This is a genomic window from Pseudomonas sp. NPDC087803 (assembly GCF_044742995.1).
Lineage (GTDB): Bacteria > Pseudomonadota > Gammaproteobacteria > Pseudomonadales > Pseudomonadaceae > Aquipseudomonas.
Genome location: NZ_JBIUVO010000051.1, coordinates 1 through 19,136 on the forward strand (window position 1 = coordinate 1; position 19,136 = coordinate 19,136).

18 protein-coding genes are annotated in these 19,136 nt (G+C 60.1%); 12 read left to right on the forward strand and 6 right to left on the reverse strand.

From position 1 onward, the window contains the following. From ACIOUG_RS20560 to ACIOUG_RS20580, 5 genes are all read left to right on the forward strand, one after another. On the forward strand, positions 1-878 hold an 878-nt coding region (locus ACIOUG_RS20560; protein ID WP_401068254.1), incomplete at its 5' end, for a homoserine dehydrogenase. Positions 879-987: 109 nt separating this feature from the next. Further along, the gene (gene thrC / locus ACIOUG_RS20565; RefSeq protein WP_401068257.1) at positions 988-2,397 is read left to right on the forward strand and encodes a threonine synthase; all 1,410 of its coding nucleotides are present in this window, start codon (positions 988-990) and stop codon (positions 2,395-2,397) included. Between the two features lie 119 nt (positions 2,398-2,516). Then, positions 2,517-3,884: a transporter substrate-binding domain-containing protein gene (locus ACIOUG_RS20570; protein WP_401068260.1), complete on the forward strand. Its 1,368-nt coding sequence runs from the start codon at positions 2,517-2,519 to the stop codon at positions 3,882-3,884. A gap of 117 nt (positions 3,885-4,001) precedes the next feature. Then, positions 4,002-4,415, forward strand: coding sequence for a DNA-binding protein (locus ACIOUG_RS20575; RefSeq protein ID WP_401068262.1), 414 nt, complete (start codon positions 4,002-4,004; stop codon positions 4,413-4,415). 162 nt (positions 4,416-4,577) lie between these two features. Further along, positions 4,578-4,859 (forward strand): DUF3509 domain-containing protein, encoded by a 282-nt coding sequence (locus ACIOUG_RS20580; protein ID WP_401068264.1) that lies wholly within the window; start codon positions 4,578-4,580, stop codon positions 4,857-4,859. Positions 4,860-5,033: 174 nt separating this feature from the next. On the opposite strand, the gene ACIOUG_RS20585 is transcribed toward ACIOUG_RS20580, so the two are convergent. Together ACIOUG_RS20585 and ACIOUG_RS20590 are read right to left on the reverse strand one after the other, a co-directional pair. Further along, positions 5,034-6,014 carry a TIGR02285 family protein gene (locus ACIOUG_RS20585; protein ID WP_401068267.1) on the reverse strand — a complete coding sequence of 327 codons (981 nt, stop codon included), beginning with the start codon at positions 6,012-6,014 and terminating at the stop codon, positions 5,034-5,036. After that, positions 5,941-7,140 (reverse strand): CaiB/BaiF CoA transferase family protein, encoded by a 1,200-nt coding sequence (locus ACIOUG_RS20590; RefSeq protein WP_401068269.1) that lies wholly within the window; start codon positions 7,138-7,140, stop codon positions 5,941-5,943. The genes ACIOUG_RS20585 and ACIOUG_RS20590 overlap by 74 nt, the downstream gene beginning before the upstream one ends. A gap of 146 nt (positions 7,141-7,286) precedes the next feature. On the opposite strand from ACIOUG_RS20590, the gene ACIOUG_RS20595 reads away from it, so the two are divergent. From ACIOUG_RS20595 to ACIOUG_RS20610, 4 genes are all read left to right on the forward strand, one after another. Further along, a complete protein-coding gene (locus ACIOUG_RS20595) occupies positions 7,287-7,829 on the forward strand; it encodes a YaeQ family protein (RefSeq protein ID WP_007908961.1) in 543 nt (180 codons plus the stop codon). 55 nt (positions 7,830-7,884) lie between these two features. Then, a complete protein-coding gene (recJ, locus tag ACIOUG_RS20600) occupies positions 7,885-9,594 on the forward strand; it encodes a single-stranded-DNA-specific exonuclease RecJ (protein ID WP_401068271.1) in 1,710 nt (569 codons plus the stop codon). 269 nt (positions 9,595-9,863) lie between these two features. Beyond that, complete coding sequence (locus ACIOUG_RS20605; RefSeq protein WP_401068273.1) at positions 9,864-10,970, forward strand: NADH:flavin oxidoreductase/NADH oxidase; 1,107 nt, start codon at positions 9,864-9,866, stop codon at positions 10,968-10,970. 83 nt (positions 10,971-11,053) lie between these two features. Beyond that, positions 11,054-11,587 (forward strand): GNAT family N-acetyltransferase, encoded by a 534-nt coding sequence (locus ACIOUG_RS20610; protein WP_401068276.1) that lies wholly within the window; start codon positions 11,054-11,056, stop codon positions 11,585-11,587. Positions 11,588-11,746: 159 nt separating this feature from the next. Here ACIOUG_RS20610 and ACIOUG_RS20615 read toward each other — a convergent pair whose 3' ends face one another. Next, positions 11,747-13,375 carry a glucan biosynthesis protein D gene (locus tag ACIOUG_RS20615; RefSeq protein WP_401068278.1) on the reverse strand — a complete coding sequence of 543 codons (1,629 nt, stop codon included), beginning with the start codon at positions 13,373-13,375 and terminating at the stop codon, positions 11,747-11,749. A gap of 392 nt (positions 13,376-13,767) precedes the next feature. Here ACIOUG_RS20615 and ACIOUG_RS20620 point away from each other — a divergent pair, with 392 nt between their 5' ends. Continuing rightward, positions 13,768-13,953 carry a hypothetical protein gene (locus ACIOUG_RS20620; protein ID WP_041063212.1) on the forward strand — a complete coding sequence of 62 codons (186 nt, stop codon included), beginning with the start codon at positions 13,768-13,770 and terminating at the stop codon, positions 13,951-13,953. A 375-nt stretch (positions 13,954-14,328) separates the two neighbouring features. Here ACIOUG_RS20620 and ACIOUG_RS20625 read toward each other — a convergent pair whose 3' ends face one another. After that, positions 14,329-14,841 carry a Bro-N domain-containing protein gene (locus ACIOUG_RS20625; RefSeq protein ID WP_401068281.1) on the reverse strand — a complete coding sequence of 171 codons (513 nt, stop codon included), beginning with the start codon at positions 14,839-14,841 and terminating at the stop codon, positions 14,329-14,331. Between the two features lie 420 nt (positions 14,842-15,261). On the opposite strand from ACIOUG_RS20625, the gene ACIOUG_RS20630 reads away from it, so the two are divergent. After that, entirely contained in the window at positions 15,262-15,507 is a 246-nt protein-coding gene (locus tag ACIOUG_RS20630; RefSeq protein WP_082341390.1) for an AbrB/MazE/SpoVT family DNA-binding domain-containing protein, read from the forward strand. Further along, entirely contained in the window at positions 15,507-15,908 is a 402-nt protein-coding gene (locus ACIOUG_RS20635) for a type II toxin-antitoxin system VapC family toxin (protein ID WP_027610984.1), read from the forward strand. Before ACIOUG_RS20630 ends, ACIOUG_RS20635 begins: the two co-directional genes overlap by 1 nt. A 74-nt stretch (positions 15,909-15,982) precedes the next feature. Here the strand turns inward: ACIOUG_RS20635 and ACIOUG_RS20640 are convergent, their stop codons facing one another. Both ACIOUG_RS20640 and ACIOUG_RS20645 read right to left on the reverse strand, forming a co-directional pair. Beyond that, a complete protein-coding gene (locus tag ACIOUG_RS20640; RefSeq protein WP_401068284.1) occupies positions 15,983-17,467 on the reverse strand; it encodes an APC family permease in 1,485 nt (494 codons plus the stop codon). Between the two features lie 218 nt (positions 17,468-17,685). Further along, the gene (locus ACIOUG_RS20645; RefSeq protein WP_401068287.1) at positions 17,686-19,110 is read right to left on the reverse strand and encodes a gamma-aminobutyraldehyde dehydrogenase; all 1,425 of its coding nucleotides are present in this window, start codon (positions 19,108-19,110) and stop codon (positions 17,686-17,688) included. Positions 19,111-19,136 lie beyond the last annotated feature (26 nt).

Sequence of the window (19,136 nt, forward strand, 5' to 3'; positions counted from 1 at the left end):
GCCTGTCCGCCAACCGTATCAACTGGGTCGCCGGGATCATCAACGGCACCGGCAACTTCATCCTCACCGAAATGCGCGAGAAGGGTCGCACCTTCGAAGACGTGCTGGCCGAAGCGCAAGCGCTGGGCTACGCCGAAGCCGATCCGACCTTCGACGTCGAAGGCATCGACGCGGCGCACAAGCTGACGATTCTGGCGTCGATCGCGTTCGGCATTCCGCTGCAATTCGACAAGGCTTACACCGAAGGCATCACCAAACTGACCACCGCTGACGTCAATTACGCCGAAGCGCTGGGCTACCGCATCAAGCACCTCGGTGTGGCGCGCAGCACCGCTGCCGGCATTGAGCTGCGCGTGCACCCGACGCTGATCCCGGCCGATCGTCTGATCGCCAACGTCAACGGCGTGATGAACGCAGTGATGGTCAACGGTGACGCCGCCGGTTCGACGCTGTTCTACGGCGCCGGTGCCGGCATGGAACCGACCGCTTCGTCGGTGATCGCCGACCTGGTGGACGTGGTTCGCGCCATGACTTCCGATCCGGAAAACCGCGTACCGCACCTGGCCTTCCAGCCGGACTCGCTGTCGGCGCATCCGATCCTGCCGATCGAAGCCTGCGAAAGCGCCTACTACCTGCGCATCCAGGCCAAGGACCATCCGGGCGTACTGGCTCAGGTGGCGAGCATCCTTTCGGAGCGCGGCATCAACATCGAGTCGATCATGCAGAAGGAAGTCGAGGAACACGACGGTCTGGTGCCGATGATCCTGCTGACCCACCGTGTGGTCGAGCAGCGCATCAACGACGCGATCGCCGCCCTCGAAGCGCTGGCCGGCGTCAATGGTCCGGTTGTGCGGATCCGCGTCGAACACCTTAACTAAGCAGAAGCAGCTGCAAGCGTCGAGCGGCAAGCGGCAAGAAAAAAGCGGTCTGGTTTTTACTTGCAGCTTGTAGCTCGTAGCTTGAAGCTCAAACCGAAGGTTTGCCCTTATGCGTTACATCAGTACCCGCGGCCAGGCACCGGCCCTGAATTTCGAAGACGTCCTGCTGGCTGGTCTGGCCACCGACGGCGGTCTGTACGTCCCGGAAAACCTGCCACGCTTCACCCAGGAAGAAATCGCTTCCTGGGCCGGCCTGCCGTATCACGAACTGGCTTTCCGGGTCATGCGCCCGTTTGTTACCGGCAGCATCCCGGACGCCGATTTCAAAAAGATTCTCGAAGAAACCTACGGTGTGTTCTCGCACAGCGCCGTTGCGCCGCTGCGTCAGCTCAACGGCAACGAATGGGTGCTTGAGCTGTTCCACGGCCCGACCCTGGCGTTCAAGGACTTCGCCCTGCAACTGCTCGGTCGTCTGCTCGACTACGTGCTGCAAAAGCGTGGCGAGCGCGTGGTGATTGTCGGTGCCACCTCGGGTGACACCGGTTCGGCCGCCATCGAAGGCTGCAAGCACTGCGAAAACGTCGACATCTTCATCCTGCACCCGCACAACCGTGTGTCCGAAGTGCAGCGTCGGCAGATGACCACCATCTTTGGCGAGAACATCCACAACATCGCCATCGAAGGCAACTTCGATGACTGCCAGGAAATGGTCAAGAACAGCTTCGCCGACCAGAGCTTCCTCAAGGGCACGCGCCTGGTAGCGGTGAACTCGATCAACTGGGCGCGGATCATGGCCCAGATCGTCTACTACTTCCACGCAGCCCTGCAGCTGGGCGGACCGGCGCGTTCGGTGGCGTTCTCGGTGCCGACCGGCAACTTCGGCGACATCTTCGCCGGTTACCTGGCGCGCAACATGGGCCTGCCGATCAACCAGTTGATCGTCGCTACCAACCGCAACGACATCCTGCACCGCTTCATGAGCGGCAACCAGTACGTCAAGGAAACCCTGCACGCCACGCTGTCGCCGTCGATGGACATCATGGTTTCGTCGAACTTCGAACGCCTGCTGTTCGACCTGCACGGTCGCAACGGTGCAGCGATTGCCGGTTTGATGGATTCGTTCAAGCAGGGCGGCGGCTTCAGCGTCGAGCAAGAGCGCTGGACCGAAGCCCGCAAGCTGTTCGACTCGCTGGCGGTGGACGATACGCAAACCTGCGAAACCATCGCCGAAGTCTACGCGCAGTGCGGCGAAGTGCTGGATCCGCACACCGCCATCGGCGTCAAGGCCGCACGCGAGTGCCGTCGTAGCCTGGACATCCCGATGGTGATCCTCGGTACCGCGCATCCGGTGAAATTCCCGGATGCCGTGGAGAAAGCGGGTGTAGGAAAAGCTCTCGAACTGCCTGCACATCTTTCTGATTTGTTTGAGCGAAACGAGCGCTGCACCGTTCTGCCAAACGAGCTGAAAGCCGTACAGGCCTTTGTCAGCCAGCACGGCAACCGCGGCAAGCCGCTGTAAGCCGAAAAAGCTGTCACATTTTGAAGCCCGTCTCCTGACGGGCTTTTTTGTTTCTGCTGCCACACTGCTCGGGTTTTCGCCCATGAGAGACGGGTGAGTCGATCACGAAGGAAGTGGCAATGCTGTTTGAGAGAGGATGGAAACACACCCTGCACGGTTTTTTTTTAGTGTGCCTGTTGAGCGGTTGGCGTCTGGCGACGGCGGCGCAACTGGTGTTGCACGACGAGGAGCCGTTGAACGTCACGCCCATCGCACTGGACGAGGGCGAGCGTCAATGGATTCGCGACAACCCTGGCGTCATCGTCGCCTCCGTGCAGTACCCGCTGTACCTGTTTCAGGACGAGCACGGTCACTGGAACGGCCTGAACAGTGATGTACTCAAGCGCATCAGCGCCATGACCGGGTTGCAATTCGTTTACCACGAAACATTTTCCACCGATCAGTTGCTCGATCGCCTGGAAAGCGGCCAGGCGGACATGACCACGACCCTGGCAATGAATGACGAGCGCAGATCGGTCCTGGATTTCAGCCACGCGTTTGGCGGTGCTGGCTGGGTATTTGTCGGGCATGTCGATCAGCCGATCTTGCAGTCATTTCAACAACTGGAGAAACGGATTCTGGTGCTGCCGGCCCGACACGCGCTGGAAAGTGTGATTCGCCGCGATTACCCGTCCATCGAAATCCTCTCGGTCAAAACCTACGCCGAAGCGCGGGCGCTGGTCGAGAGTGGCGAGGCCTACGCCACGATCGAAAACGAAATCGGCTCGCAGCTGTATCCCTCCGGGCTGCTCAAGGTCGGTGAGTTGCTGGAGGGGAAATGGGAGGCCGATCACCTGTCATTGCGCAAGGGTCAGCCGGAGCTCTTGAGCATTCTGAACAAGGCCCTTGAAGCCTTTCCGGCGACTGAGTTGCGTGCCATCCGACTGAAGTGGCTGGGGGGGATCGTTCCGCAACAGGCGTCTGCCCTCCAGCAGCGTTGGGTCCGGCTCGGCTGCTGGGCGATGTTCGCCGGTTGTGTGTTTCTGGTGTTGTCGCTGATCTGGAATCGCCGACTGTCGGCGGTGATCAGGCAACGCAGTGAAGTGCAAAAGCATCTGGGCGATCAACTGGTGTTTCAGCGGGCGCTGATTGATGCGATGCCGGATCCGGTGTTCGTGCGGGATCTGGAGGGGCGGCTGATCCTGTGCAACAAAAGTTATGAGGAGGCGCTGTCGATCCGTTTCGATCAGGTCCAGGGACGCCGCCTGATCGATATTGAGGTGCTGCCGTCAGCCACTGCCAGCCAGCTTCACAGCGAGTTCATGGCCCAGTTGCGGAGCCGACGGACACGCTTCAGCAAGCGCTGTTTGCAGTTCAACACGGGCACCCGGGAAATCTACCAGTGGACGGTACCGTTCTACAGCGCCGACGGCGAGTTGCGCGGCCTGCTCGGGGGCTGGACGGACATTACCCGGCGCGACGGCGTGGCGGGATCAAGTCGGGGCTGAAGTTAGGAAAGTTCCTATACGGTACGCCGCCTTTTCCGATGGGAGGCTGAAGGAGGCTGCCCTAGAGTGGGTAGCAACTGCGGGAGAGTCCGCGATTGTCGTCCCGGAGGCTGCCCCATGCGCTCGCTGAAAGTCCTGATTCTCGAACCCGATCCCTACCAGATGATGGCCCTGCATCAAATGCTCAACGCGGTCGGCATTTATGACGTGCTGACGTCTCCGTCACTGGCGGCGGCACGCTGTTCGCTGGAGCGCCGCGCCCGGGTCGACATTGCGATCTGCGATCCGCAACGGCGGGGTGGCGAGGGCCTGGCGTTGATCCGCTATCTGGCTACCGAACGCAAGGCCAGCGCGCTGATCCTGCTGGGCCGGGTCGCACCAGGGCTGCTGACTGATCTCGACGCGATGCTCGACGAGCATCAGTTGAAACTGCTGGGGCGCCTGCACACCCCGGTCTCGGCGGTGTTGATGCGCGGGCTGCTGGACAATTACCTGCAAACCTCAGCCCAAGCGGCCAGTGCCGGAGCCTGAGCCGCTGGTTATGTTTCTGTCATCTTCAGCGTGCATGCTCTGACAGACCGCTAACTGCTCCGGGAGCAGCGTGGTATTCAGAACTTTCTTCTCGGGCCGGTGGTCATTTATTGTGAACACGCCCCAGGCACAATGTTTTCGGACTATTGAGTGGAGATCGAGATGGAAAGTATCAGTCTATTGCTCGGTGAGGCTCTGAGCCCGTATCAGGTGACGTTGACTCCATGTGGCGCCCATGGCGAATGCCTGGTGAGCCTGAAGAACGGCAGCGGTGCCCTCGTGGTGGAGCGCGAATTCAATCAGGCGCAGTTGACCGACAAGCGCCTGCTGACAGATGTGGTCGACGGTTTGCACCGCGATGTCCTGATCGCCGAAGGGCGACTGGAGCCCTGTGTGATCGCGGCCTTGCGCAATGCGGCGCTGGATAAGCCGGCAGCTTTGTGAAGATGAAATATTTTTTGTGGGAACCTTCCTGCACCCCCATCGGTCAGACCTCGTAACAGCAGGATCAAGCATTGTGCTCCGGTGCTTGTCGCTTGCTGCTACGGGTCTTTATGTAGGCCACGTTTAACCCCGAGTCGTCTCCCCACTTCTCGGGGTTTCTTTTGCCCGCAGGTTTTATGGCGAGGCCTGTTGCTCGAAGAAAATCCGCGCCTGTTGCAGATAATCCGTGCGTCTCTCGGGGTCCAGCCAGTCGGCATACGACTGGTTCAGTTGTTCATGGGGCAGGGTGCGCAGCAGTTGGTTGATCTCGTTGATCGCCTGACGACCCTGCGCGGTATCGGAACATCCGACATAGCCCGACAGATACTTGCCGGTACCGCGAATCGGATAGAACACCAGTTCGTCTTCGGCAATTTGCGCTTGATGCGCCTGATAGCGGATCTCCGGCCAATAACCCAACACGACCTGCAGGCGCCCCAGACGCTGCATCGACAGCAGACTGCTCAGGGCATCGTTGCCGTAATGCGCAGTCAGTGCACCGCCGGGGGCCTGCTTCAGCAGGTTGTCGAGATATTCACCGTAACTGCGCTGTGCGACGACCCCGACCTTTTTTTCGCCATTGGCCAGGAATGCCGTCAGATCGACCTCGCCGTCGACCAGATACGGTGCCAGCACGTCGCGATCTTTCTGACGAACCACCAGACCATTACTGACAGCGCGAAATGCCGGGATAGAGAAAGCGATCCATTGCGTGCGCTCCTTGCTCCAGATCAGCGAGGGATCGCAGGTGAACGACGGCTCGTGGAGCATTTGCATGCCCCGGGCGCGATTGACCCGCATCAGCGTGTGTTCGTATTGCGGCATGCCGGCGATCAGCATCGGCAGCAGTTGGTCGATGACGCCCTGGCCCTTTTTCGGGCCTTCGAAGATGGTCAGGGGCGGCAGGTCGCGCAACAACCAGACCAGTGTGGGTTTCGCCTGCGCCCAGGCGGGCAGAATCAGCAGAAACAACAGGCCGAACAGCCGCCACGTCCACCAGTGGTGGGCGCGGTTGGCGTCCGATGTCTGCCGGTGGTTCAGGTTAGATAGCTCCGTCTTCGCGCAACCGGGTGATCTGCTGTTCGTCGTAGCCAAGAGCCTGGAGTACCTGCGCATTGTGTTCACCGAGTTGCGGTCCGACCCATTCGGAACTTCCCGGTGTCTCGGAGAGTTTCGGCACGATGCCCGGCATCTTGAAGGGCTTGCCGTCCGGCAGTTTCGCCTGCAGGAACATTTCCCGGGCGAGGTACTGCGGATCGCTGAACATGTCTTCGGCGCTGAAGATCCGGCTGGCCGGCACTTCTGCCTGATTGAGCAGGTCGAGCACGCGTTGCAGCGGCAGCGAATTGACCCAGCGGTCGATCACCCCATACAGCTCGTCACGACGACTGTCGCGCCCGTCGTTGCTCGCCAGCGCCGGGTCGTTGGCCAGATCCTCGCGGCCGATGATCAGCATGAAGCGCTTGAAGATCGCGTCGCCATTGGCGCCGATCTGCACGTGCTTGCCGTCGGCGCTGGTGTGGATCGACGATGGCGTGATGCCGGGCATGATGTTGCCGGTGCGCTCACGGATGAAACCGAACACGTCGAACTCCGGCACCATGCTTTCCATCATGGCGAAAATCGCCTCGTACAGCGCCACATCGACGACTTGGCCGAGCCCGCCGTTGACCTCACGATGACGCAGCGCCATCAGCGCGCCGATCACCCCCCACAGCGCGGCAATCGAATCACCGATGGAAATCCCGGTGCGCACCGGTGGCCGGTCTTCGAAACCGGTGATGTAGCGCAAACCGCCCATGGACTCGCCGACCGCGCCGAAGCCCGGTTGATCCTTCATCGGCCCGGTCTGGCCGAAGCCCGAGAGGCGCACCATCACCAGTTTCGGATTCAGTGCGTGCAGGGTTTCCCAGCTCAGCCCGAGTTTTTCCAGCACGCCGGGGCGAAAGTTCTCGATCAGGATGTCGGCTTCGCCCAGCAGTTTTTTCAGGATCGCCAAGCCATCGGGGTGCTTGAGGTTCAGGGTCAGCGACTTCTTGTTGCGCGCCTGGACGAACCACCACAGCGAGGTGCCTTCATACAATTTGCGCCACTTGCGCAGCGGATCGCCGCCGTCGGGCGATTCGATCTTGATCACTTCGGCGCCGAACTCGCCACAAATGCGCGAGGCAAACGGCCCGGCAATCAACGTACCCAATTCAATGACTTTCACACCGCTGAGCGGTTTGTTGGCGAACGGCATACTGAATCCTGTAGGACAAGGCTGAGCGGATACAGCGTTTTAACATAGCCGGCTGTCAGACGCCGCAGGTTGATCGCCATCAATTCGATGATTGCCTACGGCATCGGTTAGACTTGCCGACTTTCCTCGTATCAAGAAGCCCGTTCATGGCCCAGCCGTCTACCACGTACAAATTCGAACTGAACCTCACCGACCTCGACCGCAGCGTCTACGAGAGCGTCAAGCAGACCATCGCTCGTCACCCTTCGGAAACCGAAGAGCGCATGACCGTGCGGCTGTTGGCCTACGCCCTCTGGTACAACGAGCAGTTGTCGTTTGGCCGTGGTCTGTCGGACGTGGATGAACCTGCGCTGTGGGAAAAAAGCCTGGATGACCGCGTGCTGCACTGGATCGAAGTCGGTCAGCCGGACGCTGATCGCCTGACCTGGTGCTCGCGTCGCACCGAACGCACCAGCCTGCTGGCTTATGGCAGCCTGCGTGTGTGGGAAACCAAGGTGATTCCGGCCATCAAGAACCTGAAAAACGTCAACATCGCTGCCGTACCGCAGGAAGTGCTGGAGACCCTGGCCAAGGACATGCCGCGTGTCATCAAGTGGGACGTGATGATCAGCGAAGGCACGATCTTCGTCACCGACGACCGTGGTCAGCACGAAGTCCAGTTGCAATGGCTGCAAGGTGAACGCGGCTGATCCTGCGCCGCTCACTGATTAATCCCACGTATTCAAGAGAAGTTTCCGTTACCCCATGCGTATTGATCCTCGACCGTTGCCCGCCACGCTGCCGTTTCTCGGCGACCTGCCACCGCTGTTGACCCGTTTGTACGCGGCGCGGGGCGTGCAGTCCGAGGCGGAGCTGGATAAAAGTCTGGCGCGGCTGATCCCGTTCCAGCAGCTCAAGGGCATCGAGGCGGCAGTGGACCTGCTGGTGACGGCGCTGGAGCAGCGTCAACGGATTCTGATCGTCGGCGACTTCGACGCCGATGGCGCAACCGCCAGTACGGTCGGCGTGCTCGGCTTGCGTCTGCTGGGCGCGGCGCATGTCGATTATCTGGTGCCGAACCGCTTTGAATACGGCTATGGCCTGACCCCGGAAATCGTCGAAGTCGCCCTGACGCGCGAGCCGCAGTTGTTGATCACCGTCGACAACGGCATCTCCAGCGTCGAAGGCGTGGCGGCGGCGAGAAAAGCCGGGCTCAAGGTGTTGATTACCGACCACCACTTGCCCGGCGATGAACTGCCGCAAGCCGATGCGCTGGTCAACCCGAACCAGCCCGGCTGCGAGTTTCCGAGCAAGGCGCTGGCCGGGGTCGGGGTGATTTTCTACGTATTGATGGCCTTGCGCGCCCGCCTGCGCAGCCTCGGCTGGTACGAGAGCCAGCCGCAGCCGAATATCGGCGAACTGCTGGATCTGGTGGCGCTGGGCAGCGTCGCCGACGTGGTGCCGCTGGATGCCAACAACCGGATTCTGGTGCATCAGGGCCTCGAGCGGATTCGCGCCGGGCGCGCACGACCGGGGATCAAGGCGATTCTCGAAGTGGCCAAGCGTGACGCGGCGCGGATTACCTCCACCGACCTGGGTTTTATCGTCGGCCCGCGCCTGAACGCGGCGGGGCGCCTCGACGACATGAGCCTCGGGATCGAATGCCTGCTCACCGCCGACGCCAATCTGGCGCGGGAAATGGCCGCGCAACTGGACGGCATGAATCAGGATCGCAAATCCATCGAGCAGGGCATGCAGCGCGAGGCGCTGGCCCAGCTCAAGGACTTGCCGGTGGAATCGATGCCGTTCGGCCTGTGCCTGTTCGACCCCGAGTGGCACCAGGGGGTGATCGGCATTCTCGCCTCGCGGATGAAAGAGCGTTATTTCCGTCCGACCATTGCCTTTGCCGATGCCGGCGACGGCCTGCTCAAGGGCTCGGGCCGTTCGGTGCAGGGTTTCCACATCCGCGATGCTTTGAGCGTGGTGGCGGCGCAGCATCCGAACCTGATCGCCAAATACGGTGGCCACGCGATGGCGGCCGGCCTGACCTTGCCGCAAGAGAATTTTCCGCTGTTCGCCGAGGCTTTCGATGCCGAAGTGCGTCGGCAACTTCGCGAAGAAGACCTGACCGGGCGCATGCTCTCGGATGGCACGCTGGCGGTCGAGGAGTTCCACTTGGAGCTGGCTCGCGCCCTGCGCCATGCCGGCCCCTGGGGTCAGCACTTCCCGGAGCCGCTGTTCCATGGCGTGTTCCAGTTGGTCGAGCAGCGGGTGGTCGGCGAGCGGCACCTGAAAGTGGTGCTGAAAAGCGAATGCGGTTCGGTGAAGCTGGATGGCATTGCCTTCGGCATTGACCGTGATGTGTGGCCGAACCCGACCATTCAGTGGGTCGAGCTGGCCTACAAGCTTGACGTCAACGAGTTTCGTGGCAACGAGACGGTGCAACTGATGATTGCCCACATCGAACCGCGCTGACCCCATTCGCGAGCAAGCCCGCTCCCACAGGGATATGCGTTCCAAAATGTGGGAGCGAGCCTGCTCGCGAAAGCACCCTTTCACACACTGAATCACTCTGAACCCTCCCTCATCCCCGGTTGTCGACTAGGCTCTAAGCACTGCTTGATTGGCCTTGTGACGTCTTGTCGAATGTTTTGCCCGCGGGGGCGGGTGCTGCACCTTTTCCTGTCACTCGTCGACTTTTCAAACAGAACCCTGGAGCCTGCCCACTGATAGAGAGGTGCCCCATGAGTCTGCTGCTTGAACCCTTTACCCTTCGCCAACTGACCCTGCCCAACCGCATCGCCGTCTCGCCGATGTGCCAGTACTCCAGCGTCGATGGTTTGGCCAACGACTGGCATCTGGTGCATCTGGGCAGCCGCGCGGTGGGCGGTGCCGGCCTGGTCTTCACCGAAGCCACCGCGGTCACCGCTGACGGGCGGATCACCGCCGAAGACCTCGGTTTGTGGAATGACGAACAGATCGAACCGCTGCAACGCATCACCCGCTTCATCACCGCTCAGGGCGCTGTTGCCGGTATTCAACTGGCCCACGCCGGGCGCAAGGCCAGCACTCACCGGCCGTGGCTTGGCAAACATGGCAGCGTCAAGCCGGACGATGGTGGCTGGACCCCGGTCGGGCCATCGCCGATTGCTTTCGACCCGCAACACACGCAACCGAAACAGCTCGATGAAGCGCAGATCGCCGAGGTCATTCAGGCCTTCGTTGCTGCGGCCAAACGCGCGCTGACTGCAGGTTTCAGTGTGGTCGAGGTGCATGCCGCCCATGGCTATCTGCTGCATCAGTTTCTGTCGCCGTTAAGTAATCAGCGCCGCGACCAATACGGTGGCTCGTTCGAAAACCGCATTCGGCTGGTGTTGCAGGTCACCGAAGCCGTTCGCGAGGTCTGGCCGGAAGAGTTGCCGCTGTTCGTCCGGGTGTCGGCCACCGACTGGGTTGAAGATGGCTGGAACCCGGATGAAACCGTGGAGCTTGCGCGCCGCCTCAAGGCGCTGGGTGCGGATCTGATCGACGTCTCGTCCGGCGGCACCGCGGCCAATGCCGAGATTCCCGTGGGGCCGGGTTATCAGACGCGCTTCGCCGAACGGGTGCGCAAGGAGTCAGGCATCGCCACCGGCACCGTCGGCATGATTACCGAGCCGGCGCAGGCCGAGCACATTCTGCGCACCTGTCAGGCCGACATCATCTTCCTCGCCCGCGAACTGCTGCGTGACCCGTACTGGCCGCTGCACGCCGACGATGATCTGGGCGGACGCAAAGCGGTGTGGCCGGCGCAGTATCAGCGCGCGACCCATCGTGATCAGCCGATTCACGAGTCTGACCTGCGCGATTGATTTCGGGTTTGCGTAACGTCTATAAAACCCGCCATTGAACCGGCGGGTTTTTTCTTGCCTGCCATTTGCCAAGGACGTCGAGCATGTTGATCGAACGAGAACTGACCGAACCCGACTTGCCGCTGCTGGCGCAGATCGACCGCAGTGAGCGGGTGGAAGAATGCTATCGGCTGGAAAACGGCGTGCTGGTGCTTTACCCGGCGCATTTCGACATGCGCGGATGGCCGGAAGGCGAAGCCGAAGAAAATGCGCTGGCGCTGGCCAAGTGTTTGCGCGGTGGTGGTTGGTTATATGGGGTTTTCGATGGGCAGGCGCTGGTCGCGGCGGTCGTTGTGGATAACCGAGTTATGCACAATCAGGGGCTGAGCATGCGGCAGATGAAGTTTCTGCACATCAGCCGCGACTATCGGGGGCAGGGGCTGGGAGCGAAGTTGTTTGCGCTGGCCTGCGAGCAGGGCCGGCGATTCGGTGCCGAGGCGTTGTATGTCTCAGCCACTGAGTCGCGCAATACCGTGGAGTTCTATCAGCGTCAGGGCTGCCGGCTGGTTGATCAACCGGATCCTGAGCTGTTTGATCAAGAACCCAAAGACATTCATCTGTATTGCCCACTGACCTGACGCAGTTTCTTCAATATCCGATGTTGAATGTTCTGCCGCTTTCGCGAGCAAGCCCGCTCCCACCCTGGCTCGGCGTCGGTCACAAACTGTGTGATCGACCGAGAGCCAGGGTGGGAGCGGGCTTGATCGCGAAGAGGCCCGTACAGGCGCCTCACCTCATCAAGGATACTTGCGCTTGTCCGGTGCCGGCGGGAAGTACTGGTACAACCAGGTCTCGCTCAACGTGCGGTCATTGGTGCGGATGAACAGCCGCAGCTCTACCGGGTCGATACTGTCGCTGGTCGGGTACCAGTCGAACAGGATCCGGTAACCCTTGATGTCATCCAGTACCAGCACGCTGAAGTCCTGCACCTTGCCGTTGGAGCAGGTGACCACCGGTTCGATCCCGGTGCCCTGCGGCAGGCGATCCAGGCCACCACCGGTGAAGTCCACGGCAAAGCGTCGCGCCCAGACCGGCGGGTAATGCTCGCCCGGCGCCCAGCCTTCGACGAAGCCACCCATGCCCGACCGGGTTGCATGCACTCGCGCCAGCGGCGTGCCGACCGGTGGCAGGGCGCTCCAGTAGAGCTTGTAGCCATAGTTCAGCGAGTCGCCGGCAGCCACCGGTTTTTTCGGCGTCCAGAACGCAACGATGTTATCGAGGGTTTCGCCGGTGGTTGGAATTTCCAGCAGGTCAATCGAGCCTTCGCCCCACGCGGTGGTCGGTTCGACCCACAGGCTCGGGCGCTTGCTATACCAGTCGACAGTGTCCTGATAGTTAGCGAATTCGTGATCGGTCTGCACCAGACCGAAGCCTTTCGGATCGGTGTCGGCGAAGGCGTTGAACTGCAGGGTCGCCGGATTGTTCAGCGGACGGCAGATCCACTCGCCGTTGCCGCGCCACATCGCCAGGCGATCAGAGTCGTGGATCTGCGGGTGAATGGTGTCGCACATGCGGCGTTCGTGGGTGCCGCAGCTGAACATGCTGGTCATCGGCGCGATGCCCAGTTGTTCGATGGCGGTACGGGCGTTGATGTGGGCGTCGATTTCCATCACCACGCGCTCGGCCTGGCAATCGATGTCGAAGCGGTACGCACCGGTGGCGCTCGGCGAGTCGAGCAGCGCATAGACCACAAAACGCGTGGCGTTCTGCTCCGGGGTCTCGAACCAGAACTTGGTGAAGTCCGGGAATTCTTCGCGTTTTTTCGCGTAGGTGTCGACAGCCAGGCCGCGAGCGGAGAGGCCATATTGGCCAGTCGCGTCCACCGCGCGGAAATAGCTGGCGCCGAGGAACGACACCACGTCATGGCGATCCAGCTCCGGCGCCTTGAACAGCTTGAAGCCGGCAAACCCCAGGTCGCCCTTGAGCTGCTGGGTGTCGACCGAGGTGTTCTCGTAATTGAACAGGGTCGGGCGGAAATGCACTTCGCGGGCCGTACGGGTCTTCGGATCGACGCTGTACATGCGCACCGGCTGACGGAAACCCATGCCGACGTGGAAGAACTGCACGTCCAGCTGACCCTTGTTCTCTTTCCACAGCGAATGGTCGCCGTCGTAGCGGATCGCGTTGAAGTTCTGCGGAGTCATGGTCGCCAGGGTCGGCGGCAGCACCTGTTTAGTGTCCTGATAGGCCGAACCGGCCAATTGCTTGGCCTGGCGCTTGAGCGCTTCGAAGTCGAAGGCCTGCGCTTCGCCATCGGCGGCACCGCCATTAGCCGCCCAGGCACGGGCGGCCAACAGGCCGGAAGCCGAGAGACCGGTATAAGCCGCAATGGCCATCGACGCTTTGAGCAAATTCCTGCGGTGCATAAATACAACCTGTCGTGAGCAATCCCGCGCCGTTCCTGGCACGTGCTGGATCAGAAATTACGGTTCGGACAAGCCTTCGGCCAAACGCAACGGACTATAAACAGATGCCGGCTAGCTTAAACGGTTCGCTCGCCAAGCAAAATTCGTTGATACACAGCGACAGAGTGTCAATGAAACAAGACATGTCGGTTAAATATCTGACGGCACTTTCTGATTTACAGGGCATATCTGCTTTTTTCGACTAATTACTCTAAAAACCGCTTTTCAGCGCCGATTAAATTTCTATTCTATGGGCATGGCCGGCACGACCGGCAGGGCACAGGCGCTGCTGTAAGGGGCAGGGCGATGTGGTGGTTAAGCAGTTCTTTGACGTATCAGGAAGGACATCGTCCATGGCAAAAATACAAGGCATCGCCGAAATGCTCGGCATCTTTCCCTGCCTGAGCAGCGGACGCAGAAGACGTCGATTGAGTTCAGAGGAGCTGAAGCTGGTGGAGCGTTATCGTGAGTTGTCGGAGAGCGACCGCATTGCGATGCGGTATCTGGTGGATGCGATGAGGAGTGTTTCGCGGTTTTAACGCTGGGATTGCGATCGTGAAAGCCATTTGGCTTTTACGGTCGCCAAGTCAATCAACTTGCCTGCGTCGGCATCAGCGATGCCGACTTTTATTGCTTCCTGGCGCATGGCTACGCTGATTTGCTTTAGGTAACACTCTGCGAAGAACTCATCGCTTGGGATAACTTCCAGAACTTGGGGCATTCAGTGATTGGCAATCTCATCTGCAAAACAACTCATCTAGAGGTTTAAACGCTGTACCTGTGGCGAGGGAGCTTGCTCCCGCTGGACTGCGCAGCAGTCCCCTGCTTTTTGTAGAAGGGCCGCTGCGCGACCCAGCGGGACGGTGCGACGATTCGACAAGCTCCCTCGCCACAGGTTTTTTGTTAGATGGGCTTCAGCTACAGGTTCCGAGCACCGGATACGGCTGCTGGCCGTGCATCAACTCCGGCACGTCACGCCATTTGACCCACGCCTGTTGCTGCCAGTGCAGCAGCGGCACAGTGACGCCAGCCCAGTTCACCGAACTCAGGCTCGGGCAGTTCTCCAGAGATACCGCGCTGGTTTCGCGCAACATCGGAATCACTTCATGGCTCAGCCATTGGCGCAGGTTGCGGTTTTCCGGAACAAAGTGATGAACGAGCAGTGCGAACAGGCCGGATTCGCTGACCATCGCGCAATCGATAATTTCGCCATCCCGACGCAGGAGGACATGGCGGCGCTGATCGGGATCGAGTTTCAGGGTGAGGCGTTCGTTTAGCGGATAGCCCATCAGGCGACCGAGATCCTGAACACAAAACCAGGCTTCGTGTTCCTGCATGAAGGCGTGGAGGAAGCGGTTGTGGCGGGTGAAGACGGTGGGGGTGAAGAAATCAGAACTTTTAGAGAGGCTTTGGACGTGGTTAGGCATTTGTCGACTCCAATATTGAGAATAGAGCCGCCACTCAAATGAGTGCGGTCACGCCGTTTTGATATTTATTCCGGCTCCGACACCGGGCCGCTGATTTCGCCGCCGAGAGAAAGCCTATCGGCTAGCCACCTACGACGCCAAGTCGGCTCTATCGATACCTTCTGTAGGAAAACGGGCTTGTTTCTGAAGGCAGCATCTGTAGGAAATGCCTGATTTTGTAGTGCCGGCAGCAACCGACCGCCCAAGCCGTAGTTTTTCCTTTATCTAATTGGGTTCACGGAATGAACTGCATGAGTGCCATCAGGGCTAAGAGGTCGAGGCCTGCAAGCCGGTAACAATAATCCTGCGATAAGCGGCGGTTGCAGATATCTCAGTCAAGTAATACGTTGTTCCATTGAGTAATACTTTAGGGGGTATGACATGTCGACGACCATGACCAGCAAGGGGCAAGTCACAATCCCCAAGCCAATTCGTGATGCTTTGCATCTTACGCCGGGCTCGGCCATTGAGTTCAGCGTCAACGATCACGGCGAAGTGGTTCTGCATAGTGCTAAGCGCGAATCGGGAAAAGCGCGGGCTCCTGATCGATTTGATGCCGTAAGGGGCAAAGCCGATATCAAATGGCGAACCGATGATTTAATGGCTTTGCTCCGAGGGGATGATTGATGGTGCTGGTCGATACGAATGTGTTGATTGATGTGCTCGAAGACGATCCGGTCTGGGCCGATTGGTCGATTCAGCAACTTCGTGCTCAATCACTGATCCATGAGTTAGCCATCAACCCGATAGTTTATGCAGAGCTATCACAGACATTTTCGACGTTTGAGGCATTGGACGGAGTAGTGAGTCAACTGGGATTGGTCATGCAGGACATTCCTAGACCCGCACTGTTTTTAGCTGGAAAGGCCTTCGTGAAGTATCGGAAGGTTGGCGGTGGAAAGCATAATGTTCTGGCGGATTTTTTCATCGGAGCACATGCGGCCGTAAAAAAATTACCCTTGTTGACGAGAGACTCCAAGCGTTACCGCAATTATTTCCCTTCAGTCGAATTGATAACGCCGTCCTGAGCTTATGGATTGCTACACGACGTGCGGTCACGCAAATCGCCCCGGTAACCATGAACCTACCGGGGCGATTCTGTTTAGCGACTAACCTTCCAAGCATCCCCAGCCGGCGCCTTCCCATGGTCATACGGCTTGCCGATCCACATGTAAATCAACCCCAACCCAATCACGATCACCGTGCTCAACACCATCGCATAGTTCACGTACCACGCCGCATCCGGCGTACGTGGCCAGGCCATGTTGATGATTGCGCCGACGCCGTACACCAGCGCGCCGAGGTTCACCGGCCAGCCCCAGGCGCCGAGGGTGAATTTGCCGCTGGGTTTCCAGCCTTTACTGCGGGCGTACAGGGCGGCGAGCACGATCATCTGGAACGCAAGGTAGATGCCGATGGCGGCGAAGCTGACGATGGTCGCGACGGCGTCTTGCAGGAAGAAACCGAGGGCGATGATCAGGGCGGGCAGGACGCCGGACACGAACAGCGCGGCAACTGGCACCTGGGTCGTAGGAGAAATCTTTTTCAGCAGTCGGCTGCCGATGACCATTTCATCGCGAGCGTAGGAGTACAGCAGACGACTCGCCGCAGCTTGTAGGCTGATGACGCAGGAGATGAAGGAAATCATTACCACGCCCATCACCACTTTCGAGCCGATCGGGCCGAAGGCGTTGTTGAGGATGGTGGTGACCGGGTCTTTGTCGGTGCCGTTGATCACCGCTTGCATGTCCGGCACGGCGAGGATCAGCGCCAGGCAGGCGAACATCGCCGCGATGCCGCCGATGTAGATGGTCATGCGCATGGCCACCGGGATTTTGGCGCTCGGGTTCGGGGTTTCTTCGGCGACGTCGCCGCAGGCCTCGAAGCCGTAGTAGAGAAACATCCCCGCCAGCGAGGCGGTGAGGAACGCCGGCAGGTACGAGCCGTCGACGCGGATGTCGAAGGTGTTGAACAGCACGCTCAACGGCTGATGACGTTCGAAGACCAGCAGGTACACACCGACGATCACCGCGCCGACCAGTTCGCAGAGGAAGCCGAACATGGCAATGCGCGCCAGCACTTTGGTGCCGCTCAGATTGACCAGTGTGGCGAACAACGTCAGCACCAGCGCGATGACGATGTTGGTGTTGTTGCTCGGTTCAAACCCGAGCATTGCCGCCAGATACGGGCCGGCACCGACAGCCACCGCAGCGATGGTCACGCACAGGGCGATGGAGTAGATCCAGCCGACCATCCACGCCCATTTCTTGCCGACCAGACGCCGCGCCCACGGATAAACGCCGCCGGAAATCGGGAACTGCGAAACCACTTCGCCGAAGATCAGGCACACCAGCAACTGACCACAACCGACCAGCAAGTAGGCCCAGAACATCGGTGGCCCGCCGGCCGCGAGGCACAGGCCGAACAGGGTATAAACCCCTACGACCGGTGACAGATAGGTGAACCCTAAAGCGAAGTTTTCCCACAGGCTCATGCTGCGGTTGAAGTTCGAGGTGTAGCCGAGTTTGCGCAGTTGTTCGGCATCGCTGTCGGCAACGGCGGCCGAGAATTCGGGTGAGGCACTCATGTGTGTTTGCTCCGTGAAATCGGCAGATTTCGGATGGCCGAGGCCATGGCGGGGCTTAGCGGCGCCGCCCGGGTCGGTGATTATTGTCAGGTGTTGAATCCTGGTGGTGCGTGTGGCCGGTTTCTGCCATGAAGCCGGGTTTGACGCCATCGCGAGCAGGCTCACTCCTACAGGTTGGAATGCGATCCCTTGTAGGAGTGAGCCTGCTCGCGATGCTGTTAGTGCTTGAACATCACATGCCGAACCGTGGTGTAGTCCTCCAGCCCGTACATGGACATGTCCTTGCCGTAACCGGACAATTTCTGACCGCCATGCGGCATTTCGCTGACCAGCATGAAGTGTGTGTTGACCCAGGTGCAGCCGTACTGCAACCGCGCGGACAAGCGATGCGCACGTCCGACATCCGCGGTCCACACCGAGGAGGCGAGGCCATAGTCGGAATCGTTGGCCCACTCCAGCGCCTGCGCTTCATCGGTGAACTTGGTCACCGACACCACCGGCCCGAACACTTCACGGCGGACGATCTCGTCATCCTGCTGCGCGTCGGCCAGCACCGTCGGTTCGAAGAAGAAGCCGTTGCCTTCCACAGCCTTGCCACCGGTGATCAAGCGAATGTGCGACTGTGCCACGGCGCGTTCGACGAACGCGGCGACGCGGTCGCGATGCTGCGCGGTGATCAATGGCCCCAGTTCGGTCGACGGATCATCCTGCAAGCCGTACTTGATGCTCCTGACCGCTGCGCCAAGCTTCTCGACGAACTTGTCGTAGATACCTTGTTGCGCATAGATCCGGCACGCGGCGGTGCAGTCCTGGCCAGCGTTGTAGAAACCGAAGGTACGAATGCCTTCAACCGCCGCATCGATATCGGCGTCGTCGAAGATGATCACCGGGGCCTTGCCGCCCAGTTCCATGTGCATGCGTTTGACGCTGTCGGCAGTGCTGGAAATGATGTTCGAGCCAGTGGCGATGGAGCCTGTCAGCGAGACCATGCGCACTTTTGGATGCGTGACCAACGGGCTGCCGACAGTAGGACCGCGACCGAACACCAGATTGAGTACACCGGCCGGGAAGATTTCCGACGCCAGTTCGGCCAGACGCAACGCGGTCAACGGGGTTTGTTCCGACGGCTTGAGCACCACGGTATTACCGGCGGCGAGGGCCGGAGCGATTTTCCAGGCGACCATCATCAGCGGGTAGTTCCACGGCGCGATGGAGGCGATCACGCCCACCGGGTCGCGGCGGATCATCGAGGTGTGGCCGGGCAGGTATTCGCCACCGGCCGAACCGCTCATGCAACGGCTGGCGCCAGCGAAGAAACGGAACACGTCGGCAATCGCCGGAATCTCGTCGTTCAGTGCGGCACTGTAGGGTTTGCCGCAGTTGTCGGATTCGAGTTTCGCCAGTTCCTCGCCATGGGCTTCGATGGCGTCGGCCAGTTTGAGCAGCAACAGCGAACGGTCTTTCGGCGTAGTTTGCGACCACTCGGCGAAGGCGTTATCGGCGGCGCGCACGGCGGCGTCGACCTGGGCCTCGGAGGCTTCGTTGATTTCCACCAGCACGCTGCCGAGCGCCGGGTTGAGCACCGGTTGGGCCGGGCCTTCGCCGTTGACCAGGTGGCCGTTGATCAAGAGTCTGGTTTGCATGTCTGTTGTCCTCACTAACACTTTTA